Raw genomic sequence first — 21,038 nt, 5'->3', positions numbered from 1 at the left:
ACTAAGCGCGACACAAAGACGACAGCGCCGTGCCCCGGACGCTGCGCAACGCGCCGCGTAGCGGCGTGGTGCGCTGCCGATCCGGGGCCGTTCCAGAACACGGCTGTCGTCGAACCAGCACGCGTAACGGTCCCGGCTCACGGCGCAGCGCTACGCGCTGCACCGCGTCCGGGACACGAGGCTTATCGAATAGAATTCAGGCACTCGCCCTCATCTCGATGAGCGCCGTGCCCCGGACGCAGCGCAATGCGCCGCGGAGCGGCGTGGTGCGCTGCAGAGCCGGGGCCGTTCCAGAACGCGGCTGTCGTCGGCTCAGCACGCGTAACGGTCCCGGCTCACGGCGCAGCGCTACGCGCTGCACCGCGTCCGGGACACCAGGTCTACCGAAGAGAACAGACTCTTACGATCGTTTGCCGAACGAGCGTGCCCAGTGCGGCAGGTGGCTCGCCGCCCACGCGCCGAGCCGGCCATTGCCGGCAACCGACTCCCGCATCGACTGGAACACGACGTAGAGCATCGGGATCAACAGGATGCCCAATAGACTGGCGGTCAGCATCCCGGCGAACACCGGCGTCGACAGATTGCGCCGCGCCAGCATCGCCGCGCCGTCGGCCCAGACCAGCGGCACCAGCCCCAAGATGAAAGCGATCGAGGTCATCATCACCGCGCGGAATCGCAAGCGGGCGCCGAGCACCGCGGCCTCGGTGATCGACAGCCCGGCCTCGCGCTGTTCCTTGGCGAATTCGACGATCAGGATGCCGTTCTTGGCCGACAGCGCGATCAGCACGACGAGGCCGATCTGGGCGTAGAGATCCAGCGTGACGCCGGCGATCAGCACGCCGACGAAGGCGCCGAGCACCGCGATCGACACCGACAGCAGCACCGGGATCGGAATCACCCAGCTCTCATACAGCGCCACCAGGAACAGATAGGCGAACAACAGCGCCAGCCCGAGGATGTAGCCGGTCTTGCCGACCGCCTCGTGCTCCTGATAGGCGGTGCCGGTCCACTCGAAGGCGTAGCCCGGCGGCAGCGTCTTCTGCGACACTTCCGCCATCGCCGCCATCGCGGCGCCCGAGGACACGCCGGCCGCCGGCGAACCGTTGATGGTGACTGAGCGATAATTGTTGTAGCGGGTGATCACCGCGGGCCCGGTGACGCTGCGCACCGACGCGATCGACTGCAGCGGCACCATGGTGCCCTTGGCGTTGCGGACGTAGATGTCCCACAGCGCCGGCAGGTCGCGGCGGCCTTCCGCGTCGCCCTGCAGGTTGACCTGCCAGGTGCGGCCGAACATGTTGAAGTTGTTGATGTAGAGCCCGCCGAGCGTGATTTGCAGCGCGGAGAAGATGTCGTTGATGGTGACGCCGAGCGACTGCGCCTTCTCGCGGTCGATATCGAGATAGTAGGACGGCGCGTTGGCGCCATAGGTGCTGAACACCCGGGTCAGCTGCGGGTGCTGATTGCCGGCGGCGAGCAGCCCGTTGGTGACGCTGCCCAACGCCGCGGGCTCGGCGCCTTCCAGCGATTCCAGCTGATACTGGAAGCCGCCGGCGGTCGACAACCCGATCACCGGCGGCAGGTTGAACGGCAGCACCGTCGCGGTGCGGACCTGCTGCACGGCGCCGAAGGTCTTGGCGATCAGCGTCTGCGCCGACGAGGAGGCGGCGCGGCGGTCCTCGAACGGCTTCAATTGCACGATCATGAAGGCATTGTTGCTGGCGGAATAATTGTCGAGCAGCGACAATCCGACGATCGACAGCACGTCGCGGACCTGCGGCATGGTCTTGACGATGTTTTCCACCGCGATCACGGTTTCTTCGGTGCGCGCCACCGAGGCGCCGTCGGGCAATTGCACGTTGATGAAGAACGCGCCCTGATCTTCTTCCGGCAGGAAGCCGCTCGGCGTGGTGCCGTTGAGCGCGGCGATGCCGAGGCCGCAGCCGATCACGATCAGGATCGACAGCGCCGGGCGGTGCAGCGCGATCCGCACCGCGCCGGCATAGCGGTCGCGGGCGCCGTCGATGCGCCGTCCGATCCAATGCATCACGCCGCGGCGCGGCCCGCCGTGGCGCAGGAACACCGCGCAGAGCGCCGGCGACAGCGTCAGCGCGTTGATCGCGGAGATCAGCATCGCGGCGCTGATGGTGATGGCGAATTGCCGGAACAACTCGCCCATGATGCCGGGCAGAAAGCCGATCGGCACGAACACCGACAACAGCACCAGCGTGATGGCGATGATCGGCGCGGTGACCTGGTTCATCGCCTTCTTAGTGGCGTCGGCGGGAGACAGCTCCGGCTCCTCCTCCATCACCCGTTCGACGTTCTCCACCACCACGATGGCGTCGTCGACCACGATGCCGATGGCGAGCACCAAAGCCAGCAGCGACACCGTGTTGACCGAGGCGCCGAGCGCCAGCAGCACCGCGAAGGTGCCGATCAGGCTGACCGGCACCGCGATGATCGGAATCAGCGTGGCGCGCAGATTGCCGAGGAACAGGAACACCACCAATGCGACCAGCGCGAAGGCTTCGAGCAGCGTGTGCATCACCGCCTTGATGGTGTCGTTGACGAACACCGTGGAGTCGAACACCACGCGCGCCTGCACGCCGTCGGGAAAGCGCTGCCGCAACTCGTCGAGCTTGGCCCTGACCGCGGTCGCGGTGTTGATGGCATTGGCGCCGGGCGCCTGGAAGATGCCGATGCCGACCGTCGGATCGCCGTTGAGCCGGGCGTGGGTGTCCTCGCTCAGCGCGCCGAGCTCGACGCGAGCGACGTCACTGACCCGCAGCACCGAGCCGTCGGCGTTGGCGCGCAGCACGATGGCGCCGAATTCCTCCGGCTTGGTCAGCCGGCCCTGGGTCTGCAGATTGATCTGGAATTTCTGATCGTCCGGCACCGGCTGCGCGCCGATCCGGCCGACCGGCGCCTGGACGTTCTGCGCGCTGATCGCCGCCACCACGTCCGACGGCACCATGCCGAGGCTGGACAGCCGCTCGATGTCGAACCAGATCCGCATCGAATAGTTGAGCCGGCCGAACAACGTCGCCTCGCCGACGCCGGGGACGCGGGCGAGTTCGTCCACCACGTTGATCAGACCGTAATTGGTCAGAAACACCGGGTCGTATTTGCCGCCCTTGCTCGACATGTCGACGACCTGCAGCATCGACGACGAGCGCTTCTGCACGGCCACGCCCTGCAGCCGCACCTCTGCCGGCAGCTGCGACAACGCGTTCTGCACCCGGTTGTTGACGTTGACGGTGTTGATGTCGGGATTGCTGCCGAGCGCGAACGAGACGTCGAGCGTGTAGGAGCCATCGTTGCCGCTCGAGCTCTTCATGTAGAGCATCTTGTCGACGCCGACGACTTTGGCCTCGATCGGCTGCGCGACGGTGGATTCCAGCACTTCCGCGGACGCGCCGGGGAAGTTGGTCGAGACCCGGACCTGCGGCGGCACGATGTCGGGCAATTGCGACACCGGAATCCGCAACATCGCCAGTCCGCCGACCAGCGTGGTGACCAGGGCGACGACGACGGCCAGCCGCGGCCGGTCGATGAACAGATCGGAGATCATCGGCTCAGCCCTTGCTGTTCGGCCGGGAGGCCTGGGCGTCGATCGGCGACGGCGCCACCGGCGCGTTGGGCCGCACCCGCTGCAGGCCTTCAACGACGACGCGTTCGCCGCCATTGAGGCCGCTGTTGATCACCGCGGTGTCGGCGGTGGATTGCCCGAGCTTGACCCGGCGCGGCTGGGCGATGTCTTTGTCGCCGACCACATAGACGTAGTCGCCTTGCTGATCGGTCAAGATCGCAGCACGCGGGATCGTCATCAATTCGCGCGGCGTGACGTTTTCCAGCACCACCCGCACCATTTCCTCGTTGGTCAGTTCGCGGCCGCCGCCCGGCAACAGCGGATTGGCGATGACGCCGCGCAGGATGATGCTGTCGGTGTCGCGGGCGACGTTGATGTCGACGAACTGCAATTTGCCGACTTCGCCGTAGAGCCGGCCGTCGGGCAACCGCAATCGCAGCCGCACCGCGTCGAAGCCGCCTTGCGTCGCCAATTGCTCGCGCAGCAGCAATAGCCGCTTCACCGAGATCGGAAACACCACATGGATCGGGTCCTGGCTGACCACGGTCGCCAGCACGCCGGACGAGGCGCCGACCACGTTGCCGACGGTGACCTGGATGCGGCCGATGCGGCCGTCGATCGGCGAACGGATCTCGGTGTAGCCGAGATTGATTTCCGACTGCTGGAGCTGTGCCTTGGCCGAGCGCAGCTGCGCCGCCGCGGTGCGCTGCGCCGCGCGGGCGTTGTCGGCGGTGCTCTGGCTGCCCGCCGCGGTCTTCAGCAATTGATCTGCGCGCGCCAGCGCCAGGTCGGCGTAGTCGAGCTGCGCCTCGGCCTGGGCGACTGCGGCGCGCTTGGCTTCGACGTCGGCCTGGAACGGCGGCTGCTCGAGCCGGAACAACAGGTCGCCCTTTTTCACCTCGGCGCCTTCGACGAACAGCTGCTCCTGCAGGAAGGCATTGACCCGTGCGGTGAGGTCGACGCGGCCGATCGCCTGCACCCGGCCGTTGAGTTCGGTGGTCTCGGTGATCGGTTGCGGCGCCGCCACTACCGTGCCGACCGCGGGCGGCCCGCCGCCGGGCATCTGGGCAGATGCCGGCGAACCAGCGACGAGGAACGCGGCGATCAGCAACGGGCAGGCAACACGCAACATCAAAAATACTCCGACATTTGGCCGCGGCCCTAAAGCCGCGACCTTTATTATCTTATGACACTTTACGACACTGGCCCGACGGCGGCGCCGCGGCCGACGTCGACGGCACGGCGGTTGCGCGGCCGCAGCTTGCGCCGTCCCCACATCACCAGGCCGGTGCCGAGCAGTCCGATCAGCACGACCGAGGTGATGACGTTGAGCGAGCCAGACAGCAACGTCCACCAATTGCCCTCATGCAGCAACCGCGGCCAGTTGCGCGGCAGCGGCGCGACGCCGTCGGCGCTGACCGTATAGGCGCGCAGTTCGCCGTCCTCGTAGATCCTCGCCATCACCCGGCCGCCGCGATTGCGCAACGAGGTCAGCTTGGCCAGATCGTGGGATTGCGCGATCGCGCGGACCGCCTCGATCAGCGGCAACGGCTTGGCGGCCGCGGCCGGCGGCGCGCCCTGGAAGGTGATACCGGACAGCATGAACAGGGCCGTGATCGGGCTCAGCAACAGCAACGGAATCGTGAACCAGGCCATGCCCTTGTGCCAGCCGGCGAGGCTGTTGCGCAGCCGCGGCAGGCCCATCAGGGTGCCGATGATCATGATCGCCACCATGCCGATGGTCGAGGCGATCAGCAGCCATTCCTGATCGAACAGATGCTCATGGGTGCGCCGCGACCACAGAATGACGCTGCCCGCCACATCGCTGGTGGTCGCAGCCTCGCCGGTCACCAGATCGATCGCCGGCGCCGGGGTACCTTGCAGCTGCAGCCGCTGGCCGACTGCGCTGATCGACAATCCGCGGGCCCGGCCGTCGGGATCGAAGCGCTGAATCAGAGATGTGACGCGGTCGGCATTGACCAGCGCAGGATCCAGCGCGCGGTCCTGCACGATCGGCTCGAACGACAAGATCAAGCCGGTGAGCAGCACCACGATCAGCGGCAGCGCGAACACCAGGCTGGTCCAGCGATGAAGTTTCAAGAGCAGTGCGTTGTTCATGGCAGTCTCCGTGATCCGAACTCCGCAGCGAATGACAGCCCGCGCAGGGTCGGCACGTCGTTGTATCCGAGGTTAGCTGACGGGATGCTGACCGGCGCGGTGCTCATCGCGCGGCGGTGCCCCATAGGCGGCGAGAAACACGCGAATCCCTCCTTCGATCAGCGCCTCGTAGTCGGCGGCGTTCGGCGGCTCCATCGACAACTCCCACTGCAATTGCAGTCGCCCCTGCACCAGATTGAGGAATTGCACCGCAGCGAGCGGCACGTCCGGTATCCGCAGCAGGCCTTGGGCTTCGGCGGCGCGCAGAAACGCCGCGACTTCCGCCTCGCATCGGAGCGGACCGGCGATCATGAAGACCTCGGCCATCTGCGGAAAGCGCTGGGCGTGGCCGATCACCAAGCGGTGCAAACCGCGACCGCGATCATGCAAGAAAAACGCGGTGTAGCCGCGGGCGATCGCCTGCAGATCGCGTTCGACATCGATTGCGCCGTCCGGCTGCCAGAGCGTCTGCGGCCCGAGCCGCCGGCATTCGTCGTCGACCAGCGCCAGCAGGAGATCATCCTTGCTGGCGAAATGAACGTAGAGCGTCGCCTTGGAAACCCCGGCCTCGCGGGCGATCGCCTCCATGCTGCTGGCGTCGAAGCCGTGCGTCAGAAACAGCGCGCGGGCGGCATCGAGAATCTGCCGGGCCTTGCGATTTTCCTTCGGGTCTCGAATAGCGGTGGCGGCGTGCGGCATGGCGAGGTTCGCTTGTCAGCGGGCGACCGCCTGAGGGTCAGCCGCTACTTCACGTTTACCGCAACGGGCGGAGTTCGGCAAGAAAACTAAACTGTTCAGTTTAGTTCAGTTTGCAGCGGTTGTGTCGACTGCCATCCGGTCGCAACTGAAGCATCTCACAGCTCGATCAGCTCGATCGGCCGATCGTTGAGCGACCGCGCCAGATCGGCAACATGGCGATGATGGGTGAACAGGATGATCTGGCGTTGCTGGCCGGCTTCGGCGAGCAACCGCAGCGTCGCCAGCGTGCGTGGCTCGTCGAAGCTGGTCAATAGGTCGTCGCCGATGAACGGCATCGGCTCCGAAGTGCGGCGCTCCAACAGCGCCAGCCGCAACGCCAGAAACAACTGATCGCGGCTGCCTTCGCTGAGCCCCGCGACCGCCACCTGCTCGCCGGCGCCGCGCCGCGCCACCAGCACCGGCTGGTCGTCGTCGCCGTAATCGATGCCGAGCCCTGCGAAGGCCGCCCCGGTCGCGGTGGCGAATAGCGTGCTGGCGCGCGCGATCAAGGGATCCTGCACCATCGCGCGATGCCGTTCGATGGCGCGCGTGGCGAGCCGCGACGCCGCCGCGCGGAGCAGCCAGCGCTCGGCGATCGACAGCAATTCGGCATTGGCCTCGGCGCGTTCGGCTGCCTGCGCGGCGGCGTCGCGGCCCTTGGTCAGCGCGGCGCAGTCGGCTTGGGCCTGGTGCAGCAGCGCCGACGCCGCGGCGATGTCGTCGAGCAATTGGGTCTGCCGCAGCGTCTCGCGATCGATGTCGCCGGTCAGCCGGTCGAGATCGAGGCCCTCACGCTGCTGCCGCAGCGCGGCTTCGTCGCGACCGTCGGCGATTTCGTACAGATCACGTCGCAGCGTCTCCTGGTCGGTCTCCAGGCGCTGCCGCTCCAAGGCGCGCTCTAACGGCAATGCCAGTTCAGCGGTGGCCGCGACGCCGAGAGCGCGGCAGGCTTCACCCAGCAGCAGTTCGGTCGTGGCACGGCGGGCCAATAGCGCGTTGCGGCTGGCGGCGCGCTTGATCGCCGCCTCGTGCAGCCGCCGACAGGTCTCGGCGTCCCGCCGGGTGGCGTCGAGTTTCTCCACCAGCCGCGCCAGCGATTGTTGCGCGGAGTCGGATCGCAGCGTTGGCGCGACCCGGTCGACGATGTCGAATACGTCAGCATCGAACGCTGCAAGATCCGCCTCGATCGCGGTCACCCGGTGGCCTTCGAGCTGATAGGCCGCCTTCGGCACCGCCACCGATTGCCACACAGCTAAAGCCGCGGCGGCCTGCACCGGCGTCGCGCCGGTATCTTGCCCGATGCCCGCCATCGCCGCGGGCCAAGCCGCGCGGTGCTGTGCGAGCGCGGTTTGCGCGGTTTCGCGCGCCGCCGTCGCCTCCAACAGATCGCGTTCGACCCGAGTCTTGGCCACAGCGCGCGCCTTGGCCTCGGCCCAGGCGCCCTGCAACGCCTCGAACCGCGCCTTGGCCTCGCGATAAAGCAAATCCGCCGCCAGCGCGCGATCAGCAACGCGGCCGGTGCTGTCGAGAAAGCCCGCGACGGCGAGCTTGCCCTGCTCCAGTGCAGCCGCCAGCGCATCGAGCCCGGCCTTCTGCGCGTCGCATCGCTCGAGACGTTTCAAAATGTCGTCGAACCGCTCGCGCCAGCGCAGCATCTCGGCCGGGCTGCGCGGCTGGAGTCCAGAGGCCGCCCAGCTACCGCGCCAGGCGGTCTCGACCTCGGCGAGCCGCGCCTGCAGGCCGGTGAGCTTGTCGTGTTGGCGTGCGCGCTCGTCGCGGCCGGCGGCCAGCCGCTGCTGCGCATCCTCGTGGCGGGTGGCGCGCTCGGTATCGGTCAGCAACAGGTCGGTGACACGGTCGATGCTCTGCGAGGCTTGCTCCGCCGCATCGAGCTGGCGTTCCGCCAGGTTGCGGTCGCCGGCCAAAGCGGCGCGCAGGCCGGTGAAGTGCTGGTCGCGTTCGCCGCGGACGCGGACCAGATCGCCGCGCGTCGGCACCACGCCGGCCTGCGACAGCCGCGCCAATTCGGCCTCGGTGGTGGCGATCGCGGCATCGGTCGTGGCCAGCGCTTCGTTGAGCCGCTGCACCTCGGCCTCGCCGACTTCGGCGGCACGGGAGAATTTTGCGATCGTTGCATTGTCGGGCGCCGGCAGCGCGCGCAGCCGGTCGAGCGCGCCGGGCGACGGATCGAGCGACCCCGAGGCTGCCACCAGCGCGTCGGTCTCGATCTGCAAACTGGCGCGATCGCGGCGCAGCCGGTCGGCCTGCGCCGGGATTTCGCCGAGCGCATCGAAGCGCTGGCGCAACTGATCGATGTCGACCACGGCAGTGGCCTCGGCCTGCTCGGCCGCAAACGTATCGTGCTCCTGCTGCGCCCGCGCGCAGCGCACTTCGGCCTCAACGATCGCCTGTTCGGCGCGCGCGGTCTGCGCGATCAAGTCGCGGGCCTGCGCCAGCGCCGGATCGCTCGGCAATTGCGCCAGCACCTCGCGATGCGACGTGAGCCCGAGCCGCTGCGCGGCGTCATCCAGCTGAGCCTGCGCCGACTCGTGAGCTTGCCTGCGCTTCGGCAAATCCTCCAGCGCCTTGCGCACCGCGCCGAGCCGTTCGCGCAAGCCGTCGATGGTCGCGGCTTCGGCCAGCAGGGTCTGGTCCACCGCCATCGCGGCGATCTCGGCGGCATCGGCCGCGGCGTCCGCCTCCAGCGCTGATAGCTCGCGTTGCAGCGCCGCGAAAGTTTCCAGCGCAGCGCGCCACTCGGTCAGCGCGGGGGCGGCGACCATCGGCAGATCGGCCAGCGCCGTCAGTTCCGCAGCGATGCCGTCGAGTCGCGCCAGATGCGAGCGCACCCGCAGCGTGCGCTGCCACAGCGAAAGCGTGCCGCCGATCTCGGCGTGCGTGGCGTTCAACCTCTCGAGCTTCTGGCGCGCCTCGCGCACCGCGGCCTCGGCTTGCGCCACCGCCTCGCGGGTGACGATGGCGTCGCGCAGCGCCCGGTCGGCGGTGTCGCGCCGCTCGGCGGCCAGATAGAACGGCTTCGAACCGGACTTGCGCGGCATGAACAGTTCGTCGGCTTGGCTCTGCAGCCGCAATCGGGTCTGCGACAGCGACGCCATGCCGGCCGAACTCGCCGCCAGCGTTTCCGCCAGCCGGCCGCCGGCATCGAGCAGATCGTGGCCGCCCTCGCGCAGCGCCTGCGCGGTCAGTCCGAATTCGCGGCTGAACGCCTCGCGCGACAGCCCGGCGAGCAGCGGCGCCAGCAGATCGTCGGGAAGCGGCTGATCGTTGGCGTCGATCAAAGTGTTCTTGTTGCCCTTGCGGCGCCGCGCCGAAATCAGCCGGCCGTCGGAATGGCGGAAGCTGCCGCCGATCCGCAGGGTCTTGCTCTCGTGTAGGAAGTCGTAGTCGGTGCGGCCGCCGAAACCGAACAACAGGTCGCCGATCGCCGCCAGCGCCGAGGTCTTGCCGGCTTCGTTGGCGCCGAGCACGACGTGCAACGCCGCGCCGGCAGCGAAATCGAGCTTGCGATCGGTGAAGCGGCCGTAGCGCTCGAACGCCAGTTGTTCGATCCTCACGCGACGTCTCCGGCGAGCAACGCGCGCGCATCGTCGGCCAAGCGCGTCAATGCCTCCGAACGATCGAGCTCGTCGTGCAGATCCTTCGGCAACTTCGCCTTGATGGTGTCGGTGAGCTCGGCCAGCACAGTGGCGAATTCCGGATCGGAAGCCGCCTCGCGCAGCAGCTGATCGACATCGAGCGCATCGGCGGCAGACATCGCCGCGCCCGTGAGCACCGGGAGGCTGGTTCTGACCTTGAGCTGTTCCACCCAGCATTCGGCGCCGAGCTGAAAGCCGATGGCGCGCAGTTCGTCCTGCAACGTCTCGCGCCGCGCGACGAGATGATTGTGCAGCGAGGTCGCGCCGGTGAGCGTGATACGCGCCGCCAGCGGCCGGCCCTCGCTCTGCGCCTGCGCGTCGGCGAGCGCGGCGCGGCAGCGCGCCAGCATCTCGTCCTCGCTGCTGATCCCCGCGACGTCAAGCGTCAACTGCGCCCAGCGCGCGCCGTCCAGCGCCAACGGCGTCACCTCGACGATGCGGCCGTCTTCGACGGTGACGCGCACCGCGCCCTTGGCGCCGGTCTCGCGCACGCTGCGGCCCTGCAGATTGCCGGGATAGACGATCCACGGATCGCGGCTGACGATCTCGGCGGCGTGGACGTGGCCGAGCGCCCAATAATCATAGCCGAAGCGCTTGAGGTCATCGACGCTGCACGGCGCGTAGCCCTCGTGGCCGCGGGTGCCGTCGAGCGAGGTGTGTAGCACGCCGATATTGAGCCAGCCGTCGCGGCGCGGCGGATAGCTCTCGACAAAATCCGCGGTGAGCCGGTTCGGAAAGCTGCGGCCATGCAAGGCCACGCGATGCGCTTCGAGCGTGACGGTCGAGGCCTTGCCGGAGCCGAACACGGTGACGCTGTCGGGATAAGGCAGGTCGCGCGACATCACGCTGGCGGCATCGTGATTGCCCTTGACCATGACCACCGGGATGCCGGCGCGATCGAGCGCGCTGACGGCGCGGACGAAAAACAGCCCGGTCGAGACGTCCTTCCAATCGCCGTCGAACACGTCGCCGGCGATGATCAGGAACGCCGCCTTGCTGGCGATGGTCTGTTCGATCAGCGCCTCGACCGCGCGCCGGCCGGCCTGCGCGAAACGCGCCGCCACCGCCTGGTCCTTCAGGCTTAGTCCGGCGAGCGGACTGTCGATGTGGAGATCGGCGGCATGAATGAAGCTGAAGCGCATTGCGATCCGGATCGGTCGGCGTTGCGAGCACACCACCGCGCGTGGCGACGTCGCATCACGCGTGTGCCGCGAGATTCCCTTCTTATAAGTAGAAACACTCCTTGATCAAGGGTCGTCAGTTCGGCACCGCGGCACGGGCCTTGGTCACGACCTGTTCGGCGGTGAGCGGATTCGCCGGGTGCCAGGTCAGACAGATCGGCGTGCGAATCCGGACCGGCCGCGGCAGGCCTTCGGTGGAGAAATAGAACTCGCCGCGCGACAATTTTCCGATGTCCTCGCCGCTGCCGCCCTTGGCCGCCATCAGGCCCTTGGTCGCCTCGATCGTGGTCGGCGAACTCATCCGCCCATAAAAATGCGTGGTGCAGTTCGAGATGATCTTGTGGTCGATCCCCGTTGGCGTCTGGGTCGCCAGGATCATGCCGAGGCCATATTTGCGGGCCTGCGCCGCCAGCGACAGCGTGCTTTCCTTGCACGGCGTGGTGCGCTGCGACGGCGCGAAGTTCTGCGCCTCGTCGAGCACATAGAGCCGCCCGGTCGGGCTCGGATTGCGCTTGATCCAGGAGAACAGCGACATCTGCAGCTGATTGACGAAAGCCTGCCGCGCCTCGTCGCTGGCAAGGCCGGAGAAATTGATCACCGAGATCCGGGTCTTGCCGGCATCGGTGCCGAACAACACTTGCGGATCGAGCGGGGTGCCGCGGGATTGCAGCAAGGGATTGGTCGCGATCGCGGCGCGCAGCTGGTTGGCGATCGCGGCCGCGAGCTTGGCTGCGTCGTCGATCCGGCTCGTATCATCGGGCAGTTCGGCCAACAGCTCGATCAGCCGCTCGAGGTCGCCGCCGCCGGCGTGGGCGAAGCTGCGCAACGCGTCGGCCAGCACGCCTTCCTTGAGCTTGGCGCTGGCGCCCTTGCCGCCGCCGATATAGGGCGACAGCGTCGCCCGTGCCATTTCGATCGCCAGATCGCGCTCCCCCTCGTCATCCTTCAACGCGGCGAAGTCCGGCAATAGCGCCAGCGACATCGGCCGGCCGGCGTTGAAGCCCGGGGTCCAGATCACCACCTCGACGTCGCGTTGATAGTTGGCGGCCTTGGCGGCGTCGTCGGCGCTCCTGCCCTCGGGCGGCGCCGGCCATTGATCGCCGAGCCGCGCCAGATCGTTGTTGGTATCGAGCACGATCGCCGGAATCCCCAACAGGGCGGCTTCCTCGACGATGCGGCGAAGCAGCACGGTCTTGCCCGATCCTGCGCCGGCCAGAATTGCGGTGTGACGCGGCAGCAGATCCGCGGGCAGCATCGCCGCGGCGCCAGCGGTCCCGCGCTCGTAACGGTGTCCAACCGGAATATCGCGATCGACTGGCTTGCTCGCGGCGGGCGCGACGGGAGACGGCGCGGAGCGAGGTGCCGTCGAAACCAGCGACGGCGCAGGCGGGGCCGGTGGAGGAACCGGCGACGAGCCGCTGGGCTTTGCCGGATCGGGCTGCGGGCCCGCCAGGAACGGCGGCGGCGCCAGACCCGCGGCCTTGAACAGCGCGGTGTCGAACAACGGCTTGCGCGCGCGCAACCAAGCCTCGAAGCCGTCGGCATTGCGCTGCGCCATCGCCCGCAACGCCACGAAGGCGCGCAGATCCTGCTCGGTCGGCGCGATGAACTGGCCGCCGGCCTGCAGGAATTTTTCGACCAGTTGTGCGGTCTTGGCGCCGCCCGGCGCCGCGCCGGCGCGCAGGATGAACAGGTGGCGAAACTTCAACGCGCGATCGACGCCCGATGCGGTCATCGCGGCCCGTAGCCGTCCCTGGAACGCGATGGCGTTGGTATGCGCCAGAACGCGGAAGCAGTAGTGCTGCTCGCGGTCGCCCTCGCTCCGGAACACGAAGCTCAGCCGGCCGTGCAAGGACGGCCGGCGCTGATCCGGATCCGGCTGCGAAACCACGTCGACATCATCGGGAAGTTGCAGATGCGCGGTGTAGATCTGCAAGACATCGGCGAGCAGATCGCGCAGTGGATCCTCGTTGGAGAGGTCGAGTAAACCGGCGGTCGAAGCAGCGCGGAGTTCGTGGCCGAAAGCCTCGTCGTATCCGTTCCGAGTTGGCCGCGGAGGCGGCGGTTGCGCGGCATCGAAGGACTTGCAGAGGATGACCCTGCCCTCGGCGAGGCAGCGCTGACGATGCTCATCGCACGCCTTCAATAGCTGCCGCGGCGTGAAACCGACCGCCGTCTCGAACGTCTCCGGCGCGAAGGGATAGGTTTCGTCGGGCGGGGTATAACCGCTGGCGGCATATCCCTGGGCCAGCCGAGCGCTCACCAACGCCCGCGCCAACTGCGGCTGAGTCAGTGCATAGAGAACATTCGGCCGGTAGTAACGGTCCGTCACCGCCACGGTCGCCTGCGATCTGAGCACCTCCCACGACGCTTCCAGACATGAAACGACGGTGATGGCGCGACGTTTGACGTCATGCAGATCCATCAGCCCATGTGCCAGCGCCTCGATGATCGATTGCGTCTCCTGGGTCTGCTCCGACGCCGCAGCGCCATTGCCGCGATGCCGCTCGGCATTGGCTTCGCTGATGATGGCGTCGATCTGATCGACCGCAATCAAGGTCGGCCCGACCAGGCTCAACAGCCAGGAAATGCCGCGCACGATATCGATCGGCGATTTCTTGACGACCACAAATCCGAGATCGCGAAGCTGCTCAGCGTCGAGATCCATCCCTTGCAGCCAAGCGTGCGCGATGCTTCCGCATTCCAGATCCTCGGAGATCAGCAGAACGAAGGCGCGCACCACGTCGCCGTGCTGCTGGGTCATGGCGCGATCGCGGCGGGCGAGCGCTCCGAGAAATGTCTTCACGAGTTCCGCCATCAACTCCCGCGGCCGTCCCCGCAAACGGACGGCGATGTCGGCCAGTTGCGACTGCAGTTCGAGCAAGGTGGCGAGCTTGTGGATCAACCTGTCGTATTGCGTGCGCCGCTCGTCGATGCGCACTTGCAGGGAATTGAGAAATCCGAGCGCCACCGACGACCAGAAATCCTTGATCCCGACGAAGTCCAGCAGGATGAACACTGCGTCTTCTTCCCAGACCCGGCGCCGCAGTTCCCCGATCAGATGAGTCTTGCCGAGACCGGCCGATCCGATCACGACGCGCCCAAGCGGCTCGTTGTCCGGCTCCGCGTCCCGGGTGTTGCTGAGCAGGTAGCCCATCAGCTCGTCGAGCACGTCCTGATGCAGCGGCGCGTGATAGGGTTGATCACGCCAGATGCCCTTGAGCTGGCGGGTCCAGTTGAAATCGACCGCGCGAAACGCTTCGAGGTCGCTCACCGCTTCTTGACTGCTCATCAGTTCTCGATCCAGACGATGTGGCGCGGCTCGTTGCCGATTTGAATGGCGGCGTCGCGGTCGGCATCGGTGACGTCGATTCGATTGTCGAGCTGCATCAGCGAGGCCTGCTGCTCGCGCTGCATCTGCTTCAGCGCGTCGTCGAGCGTTGCTCTGTCGATCTCCGGCAGTTTCGCCCGCAGATCCTTCAGCAAGGCGCGGCGGTTGAAGCCGCCGGCGACCGCCAGATAGGCGTTGCGGATTTTTTCGCGCAGCTCGGCCGGATCGGCAGGCGCGGGCGCTTCGTCAGCCTCGGCGCTTCCGCCAGGATCAGGAACAGCCGACGCAGCCAACACATCGGCGAGGCGCAGATCCCGGGCCTGCAGGTAGGTTTTGAGCCGCGTCAGCCACGCCTGCAACACGAAGGCGCCGCTGTAATTTTTCTCCGGCAGCGGATCGCCGAGGTGCCGCTCCGCCCAGTCCCAGCCTCTGTCGGTGACGGTGAGCCACAACGCGCGGTTTTCACGCGGCCTGGACTCGATCAGGCCGGCCTTGATCAACGCCTCGCGTTCGGCCTTCTCGATCTCCGGCTTCAGCTTGCGGCCGTAACCGGCGCCGCCGGCGCCGAGCAGCGCCCACATCGCCAGCGCTTGCTTTTCCGCGTCTTTCTGCTCGCGAGTCTTGGGGCGTGGTTTGTCAGCGGGCTTCGGGTGTTTGGATTTGCGAGATGCTGCCACGGTCGCCTCATTTCATCCGATCGCGACAAAGGTGGACGATGTCGCGGATCTTCTCAATCGCTTTTCCGATGTCCTGCGCGATTTCATCATTGGCCAGACGCAAGACAGTGTAGCCGCTGAGCGTCAACTCGTAGTCGCGATGACGATCGTACATGAAAGCTGCCCGATTGCCGTGACTGCCATAGCCGTCGAGTTCGACGGCGAGACGACCGTGCTGCCAGACGAAATCCACTTTCGGGCGCGAGCCTCGAACGGTATCCACGAACTGATTGCAGCCAAATAACGATCCAAGTTCAGCATCGGTACGCAGTGCCTTTGCGAGCCGCTGCTCGGCTTCGCTGAGCGGATGCGGCGAACCCAGCCACGGCGCGAGCCAAATCTCGGACTCGGCGCAAGCCTCGGCTCGGGGCGCCTCGGCTTCGGGCTCGATCTGCTCGGCAAGCAACGTCCGCGCGCCATAGAGAATACGGTCGAACGGCGGCTCGCGTGCCGGCAATTGTGAGAACAGCGCGACCACGGCGCAATCGGCATGCTGGGCGATCCACTCCAGCGCATACACGACTGCGGCGGGGCTGGATCGCTGGCAGGCCTCGTCGCCGTCGACAACCAACACCAGACCATGACGGCTGATCGCGAGCGCGAGCTGTGCCAATTCGACCGCCGGCAGCGCCGCCCTGACGCGCGGCGGGCGATCCGCGAGCGCGAGTTCGACCGCCGCCTCGGCCCAGCTCGGCGAAAGCCCCGGAATATCGCCGGCGACACGCCGAACCACCGCGGTGGCGGCGAGCTGTCCGAGCTTATCGTTGCGACATTCCGCGAAACTGACATCGGTGAACCACAGCGGCCACAGCCGTTGCACGGTCTCGGCCAGCAGATCGATGACCTGCGCGACAATCGCCTCGACCGATCGCGCCGGCGCGACAGGCGCAAACAGCACACGGGGCGAAGTTCGGTCCGCCTCGACCTGATCGAGCCGGCGGCGGAGCGCCACGCGGTCAATCCCAGCCAGAACCGAAACGGCGCCTGGTCGGGCTTCTATGACAAGATTCGCAAGCGTCGAGAGTCGCGTCATCCGGTCGACCATACCAGATGATGCTCGGAGACGTCACCGCTTCGAGACGGCCGTCAGTGTGTCCACAAACGGGTTGAAGGCGCAGCCGGACTGATGCGCCACCATCTGGTCGAGGCCTACAATCGGGCGGTAAAAACCCGAACGCCGCAGGCGATTGACGCGCCGAGACCATTTTCTTGGACGCGGAAATTGGTCGCAACAGCGTTTGGCCAACGCCGGCCGAACAATTGCTAAGCCGGCCATCCGCTCCGCCGGACCGGCTCGGTGATAGCGCCCGCCTTTTGAGCCTCGCGGTTCGACGTCAGCGAAGCGACGCGGATAGCATCTTGTCGGATGGGTCGGGCGGGCCTCCGAAGGCGACGATGCGCCCATTGCGGACAAGTTTTTACTAGCGAATGTCAATTCTTTTCCGTTGAACGCCGCACATGCCGATGGTTGTACTGCTCATAAGACTAAGCAGGATTGAACTGTCTACCCGATGAGGTGACGGCGGTCCTCGGGGCCATGTCGCTGCGAGCGTCGGCATGCTGATGGCCGACTGCCGCGCTCGTCATCACGCCTCCACTAATAACTCTATGTCTTCAAAACGCGAACTACAACATGCTTGCGGGCGTGAGGCGTGGCGCTGTGGAATCGGTGTTGAGAACGTCATCACAGACCGGACGCTGCCAATGAACAACGGGCCACGGATAGTCCGGGCCCTTGGGTCGAGTAATCCTTGGAGGTCAAAATGACGATGTTCGGTCTGCTCGCTGCCTTCGGCGGCGGGATTTTCGGCACGGCGATCGGCGCCCTCACGGCGTTCGCATTCGTCGGCTTTCTGGTGATGATCGGGGTCGCGATCCAGCTCAGCATGGCTCCCGGCGACGTGACGTTCTACGGCATCCCGTTCGGGATGTTCGGGCCCCATGTCGGCGGCTTTGCCTCCGGCGTCGCCGCCGCCGCCTATGCGGCGAGCCGCGGCAAGCTGGATAGCGGCCGCAACATCGTCGCGGGCATGATGGGGCTGAACCGTCCCGACGTGTTGCTGATCGGCGGCGCGTTCGGCATTTTCGGCTATATCGTGCAGTGGAGCCTGGCGCAGGTTCCCGACTTCGGGCCGGGCATTGTCTGGACCGACACCGTTGCACTGACGGTGGTGATTTCGGCAATCCTTGCGCGGCTGATGTTCGGCAAGACGGGGCTGTTCGGCAAGGCTGAGCCCGGCAGGGCGTTCTACTCGCCTTCCGACGGCGCAAAATGGCTGGCCTTCGAGAGCGATCCCGGCCAGCTGCTGGTGATCGGACTTGGCGTCGGCCTGATGTCGGGTTATCTCGGCGTCACCTATGGTGCACCGGGCGTCTTCCTCGCCTTCGGCGTTGCCGCAGCCAGCCTGTTGTTCTTGCAGCTCGGCATTCTCATTCCGGTTACGCATCACATTGCCCTACCGGCCGCGCTGGTGGCGGCCTCGTCCGGCAGTATCGTGTGGGCGGGAATTGCCGGCGTGGTCTGCGCCTTCGTCGGTGAATTCTTCGCCAGAACCTTCCTCTCGCACGGCGACACCCACATCGATCCGCCGGCATGCACCATCGCGGTGATGACGCTGGTCATCAATTTCCTCACCTCGATCGGCTTCTGGAAACTGGCGCATATTCCGTTCTGAGCGATCCGACACCGAACGGCCCCGTCGCAGATCGCGCGACGGGGCCTTTTCGTGCGCCGCGTCGTCTGATCGAGCAAGATCAGCTCCTGCAAACTCCCGGCGCGCCGGATGATCTGCCTCGACCACCTTCTTGCCGCTCACCGTGGCCATGGCGAGCGCAGGCTCCGATTCCAACCCTCACCGGATCACGCAACGAAACGACCAGCCAATGGCTGATCGTTCTGTTCGAAACGGCAACGCCGCAGAGGCCCGAGACCCGCCCCCAGCAGCCATTGCCCGGCTGCCAGGAGCCGGACTACCCGGCCGCGGCTTCGACCCGCTGCGCCGAACGTCGGCTGTGATCGCCGCAACCGGCCGTCAGATGCACGGTGTCGAGTGCGATCATCTTTTCCTCGTCGGTGGGAACGACCATGGTTGCCGCCGACGCCGTTCTCGGACTGATGATGGCGCAAGCTCCGTCCACCGCGTCATTGGCCAGGTCGTCGACCTCAATGCCGAGGAAGCCCAAACCGCCGCAGATCCGGGCTCGGATGTAGGGACTGTTCTCGCCGATCCCGGCGGTGAACACCAAGGCGTCCAGCCCACCCATCGCCGCGGCATAGCCGCCGATGTATTTCTTGATCATGTAGACGAACATGTCGATGGCGAGGCTGCAGCGGTGATTGCCGGCGATCGCGTGTTCCACCACCTCCCGCATGTCGTTGCTGACACCCGACACCCCGAGCAGGCCGCTCTCCTTGTAGCAAGTCGCCTCGATGTCGCCCAAGCTCATATTGAGCGTTCGGTTCAAGTAGAAGATCAGGCCCGGATCGAAGTCACCCGAACGCGTGCCCATCATGGTCCCGGAGAATGTTCCGAACCCCATGCTGGTATCCACCGAGCGACCGCCGGCCACGGCGTCGATGGTGACGCCATTGCCAAGATGGCAGATCACCATGCGAAGCTCTTGCAGCGGGCGTTCCAAGACCTCGGCGGCGCGGCCGCTCACGAAGCGGCACGAGGTGCCGTGAAAGCCGTAGCGCCGAATTTTGTGTTCGGCGTAGTAGCGATACGGCAGCGCGTAGACATAGGCCTGGGCCGGCATTCCCTGATGAAACGAGGTGTCGAACACGACCACTTGCGGAATTCCCGGCAGCAGCCGCCTGGCCTCGTGGATGCCGTGCAGATTGAGCGGGTTGTGCAGCGGTGCCAACGGCGTGCATTGCTCGAGCTGCCGAATCACGTCGTCGGTGACCAGAACCGACTCAACGAAGATATCGCCGCCATGTACGGCGCGATGGCCGACCGCTTCGATTGCGCTGACGTCTTTGATCGCGCCCCATTCCGGGTGCAGCAGGCTTTCCATCGCCACCCGCAGCGCCATGCGGTGGTCGGCGGCCTCGACGTCTTGCCGGATCTTACGTCCGCCGGCGCGATGCTCGATATAGGGACACGCCTCGCCGATCCGACTGACGATCCCCTTGCCCACCACACCGCTCAGATCCGACGTATAGAGCTGATATTTGAGGCTGGAACTGCCGCAGTTGATGGTCAAGATCATATTAGCATCCCTTGAGACAGAGCGACCTCTTGGGACAGGGTTTCTCGCGGCGCATTCCGGCGCAGCCGTACGCAAGCATCCAGCTGCGGTATCGGCGAGCCGGCCTCGGACTCTTCTGAATCACTGCCGCCGCCTCACGCCTCGCTATCGCGAAGTCGCTCGGACCACGGATCCAGTCAGTCGCCGCGAGCTCAGTCTGCCCAAGCTACGGCGGGATATAACTAGTCGCGCAACGACGGCTCAACGCGATATCCTTGCGATTGGATAGTCAAAATTTGTCGGCAATCACCGGCCCTCTGCCGACAACTCGCTGCCATGCCGAGGCATGACATGCGATCCCGTTCTGCACTACGGCCGCGGCTCCGCCATGGTCGCCATCCTGACGCCTGGGGCTCCGCCTTGGCCTTCCCGCGCCTGGCGGCGATATTCGGAGGGCGACACCCCGATTTCCTTCTTGAACGATTTGCAGAAATAGTTGAGGTCGTTGTAGGAGAACTCTTTTGCGATGTTGGTGATGGACCGCTCGGTGCCAGCCAGCAGCTCCTTGGCGAGCTCCATCCTCCGCGTCGTCAGATAGGTCACGAAATTGACGTCCAGCGTCTTTTTGAACATCCTGCTCAAATAGCAGGCGCTGATCTTGGCGTAGTCGGCGGCGTCCTCCAAGGTCACCCGCTTGCTCAGATTGCGTTCGATGTAGTTGATGGCCTTTTGGACGGTGCTGCCCGCCTCGTCGAGCTGTTCCTCGCGAACGTCGAACAGAAGATCTGCGAGGCCGAGAAATACACCAAGCACGGACTGCAGGCCGCGGTCGTCGAGGCTCATGGTCCGCAGTTCTGTGACCTGCCGCGCCAACGCCGCCGAGACCCGCAGACCTTTCGCCCGAATGAGCGCCAGCAGCGCGGTCGCCGAATTCTGCGCTACGTCGCGGCACGGGTAATCGCGCTGCGTGCAGATCCATTCGACGTGTCGACGCACCAGGGCAACGCCGTCTTGATAGGCGTTTTGATCGGCCAATTCGCCGAGCCGCGCCACCATGACCCGGCACTTGCGATCCGCACCGAGCTGCTGGATGCAGGTTTCGAGGGTGGAGACCAGCGCCTGGGTCCGCACCGGCTTCAACAGGTACTCGTCGACCTTCAGATGAATCGCCTCGCGCGTCATCTCGAAATAGTCGTAGGCGGTGGTGACGACCACCTTGGTGTCGACGTGGCCTTCGCGCAGATGCCGGATGACATCCAGGCCGGTGATGATCGGGATGTTGATGTCCACCAGCATGAGATCGACGTCACAGGAATCGATCAGCGCCACGGCCTCCGCGCCGGTTCGCGCCTCGCCGACGATGCGAATGCAATCGAAGTTCTCCGTCAGGATCTTGCGAAGCGCCTCGCGCTCCAGGTCTTCGTCTTCAACGATAACGAGGTTGTACATGTCATGGCACTCCGACCCGGACGC

The 21,038-nt window shown here is 66.1% G+C and carries 12 protein-coding genes; 1 reads left to right on the top strand and 11 read right to left on the bottom strand.

What is annotated here, in order from left to right:
* Positions 1-400: 400 nt before the first annotated feature.
* The 9 genes from RPC_RS05990 to RPC_RS05950 form a co-directional block, all read right to left on the bottom strand.
* Positions 401-3,574, bottom strand: coding sequence for an efflux RND transporter permease subunit (locus tag RPC_RS05990; protein WP_011471658.1), 3,174 nt, complete (start codon positions 3,572-3,574; stop codon positions 401-403).
* Between the two features lie 4 nt (positions 3,575-3,578).
* Positions 3,579-4,724, bottom strand: a complete 1,146-nt coding sequence (locus tag RPC_RS05985; RefSeq protein ID WP_011471657.1) for an efflux RND transporter periplasmic adaptor subunit — start codon at positions 4,722-4,724, stop codon at positions 3,579-3,581.
* A 62-nt stretch (positions 4,725-4,786) separates the two neighbouring features.
* Positions 4,787-5,710 carry a PepSY domain-containing protein gene (locus RPC_RS05980; RefSeq protein WP_011471656.1) on the bottom strand — a complete coding sequence of 308 codons (924 nt, stop codon included), beginning with the start codon at positions 5,708-5,710 and terminating at the stop codon, positions 4,787-4,789.
* A gap of 72 nt (positions 5,711-5,782) precedes the next feature.
* Positions 5,783-6,448 (bottom strand): TetR/AcrR family transcriptional regulator, encoded by a 666-nt coding sequence (locus tag RPC_RS05975; protein ID WP_011471655.1) that lies wholly within the window; start codon positions 6,446-6,448, stop codon positions 5,783-5,785.
* Positions 6,449-6,603: 155 nt separating this feature from the next.
* On the bottom strand, positions 6,604-10,062 hold the full coding sequence (locus tag RPC_RS05970) for an AAA family ATPase (RefSeq protein ID WP_011471654.1): 3,459 nt from the start codon (positions 10,060-10,062) through the stop codon (positions 6,604-6,606).
* Entirely contained in the window at positions 10,059-11,285 is a 1,227-nt protein-coding gene (locus RPC_RS05965) for a metallophosphoesterase family protein (RefSeq protein ID WP_011471653.1), read from the bottom strand. The genes RPC_RS05970 and RPC_RS05965 overlap by 4 nt, the downstream gene beginning before the upstream one ends.
* Positions 11,286-11,400: 115 nt before the next feature.
* Entirely contained in the window at positions 11,401-14,616 is a 3,216-nt protein-coding gene (locus RPC_RS05960; RefSeq protein WP_011471652.1) for a helicase HerA domain-containing protein, read from the bottom strand.
* Positions 14,616-15,332 (bottom strand): hypothetical protein, encoded by a 717-nt coding sequence (locus tag RPC_RS05955; protein WP_011471651.1) that lies wholly within the window; start codon positions 15,330-15,332, stop codon positions 14,616-14,618. Before RPC_RS05955 ends, RPC_RS05960 begins: the two co-directional genes overlap by 1 nt.
* Positions 15,333-15,339: 7 nt before the next feature.
* Positions 15,340-16,404, bottom strand: coding sequence for an endonuclease domain-containing protein (locus RPC_RS05950; RefSeq protein WP_167532055.1), 1,065 nt, complete (start codon positions 16,402-16,404; stop codon positions 15,340-15,342).
* Between the two features lie 730 nt (positions 16,405-17,134).
* Between RPC_RS05950 and RPC_RS05945 the strand changes: the two genes are divergently transcribed.
* Complete coding sequence (locus tag RPC_RS05945; protein WP_011471649.1) at positions 17,135-18,046, top strand: hypothetical protein; 912 nt, start codon at positions 17,135-17,137, stop codon at positions 18,044-18,046.
* 295 nt (positions 18,047-18,341) lie between these two features.
* Here RPC_RS05945 and RPC_RS05940 read toward each other — a convergent pair whose 3' ends face one another.
* Together RPC_RS05940 and RPC_RS05935 are read right to left on the bottom strand one after the other, a co-directional pair.
* A complete protein-coding gene (locus tag RPC_RS05940; RefSeq protein ID WP_011471648.1) occupies positions 18,342-19,586 on the bottom strand; it encodes an acetate/propionate family kinase in 1,245 nt (414 codons plus the stop codon).
* 348 nt (positions 19,587-19,934) lie between these two features.
* Positions 19,935-21,014, bottom strand: a complete 1,080-nt coding sequence (locus RPC_RS05935; RefSeq protein WP_011471647.1) for a response regulator transcription factor — start codon at positions 21,012-21,014, stop codon at positions 19,935-19,937.
* Between the last annotated feature and the right edge of the window lie 24 nt (positions 21,015-21,038).

Origin of the sequence: Rhodopseudomonas palustris BisB18 (assembly GCF_000013745.1) — a bacterium.
GTDB lineage: Bacteria > Pseudomonadota > Alphaproteobacteria > Rhizobiales > Xanthobacteraceae > Rhodopseudomonas_A > Rhodopseudomonas_A palustris_F.
Note: the sequence above shows the minus strand (reverse complement) of the source record. Positions and strands in the feature narration are given on the sequence as shown.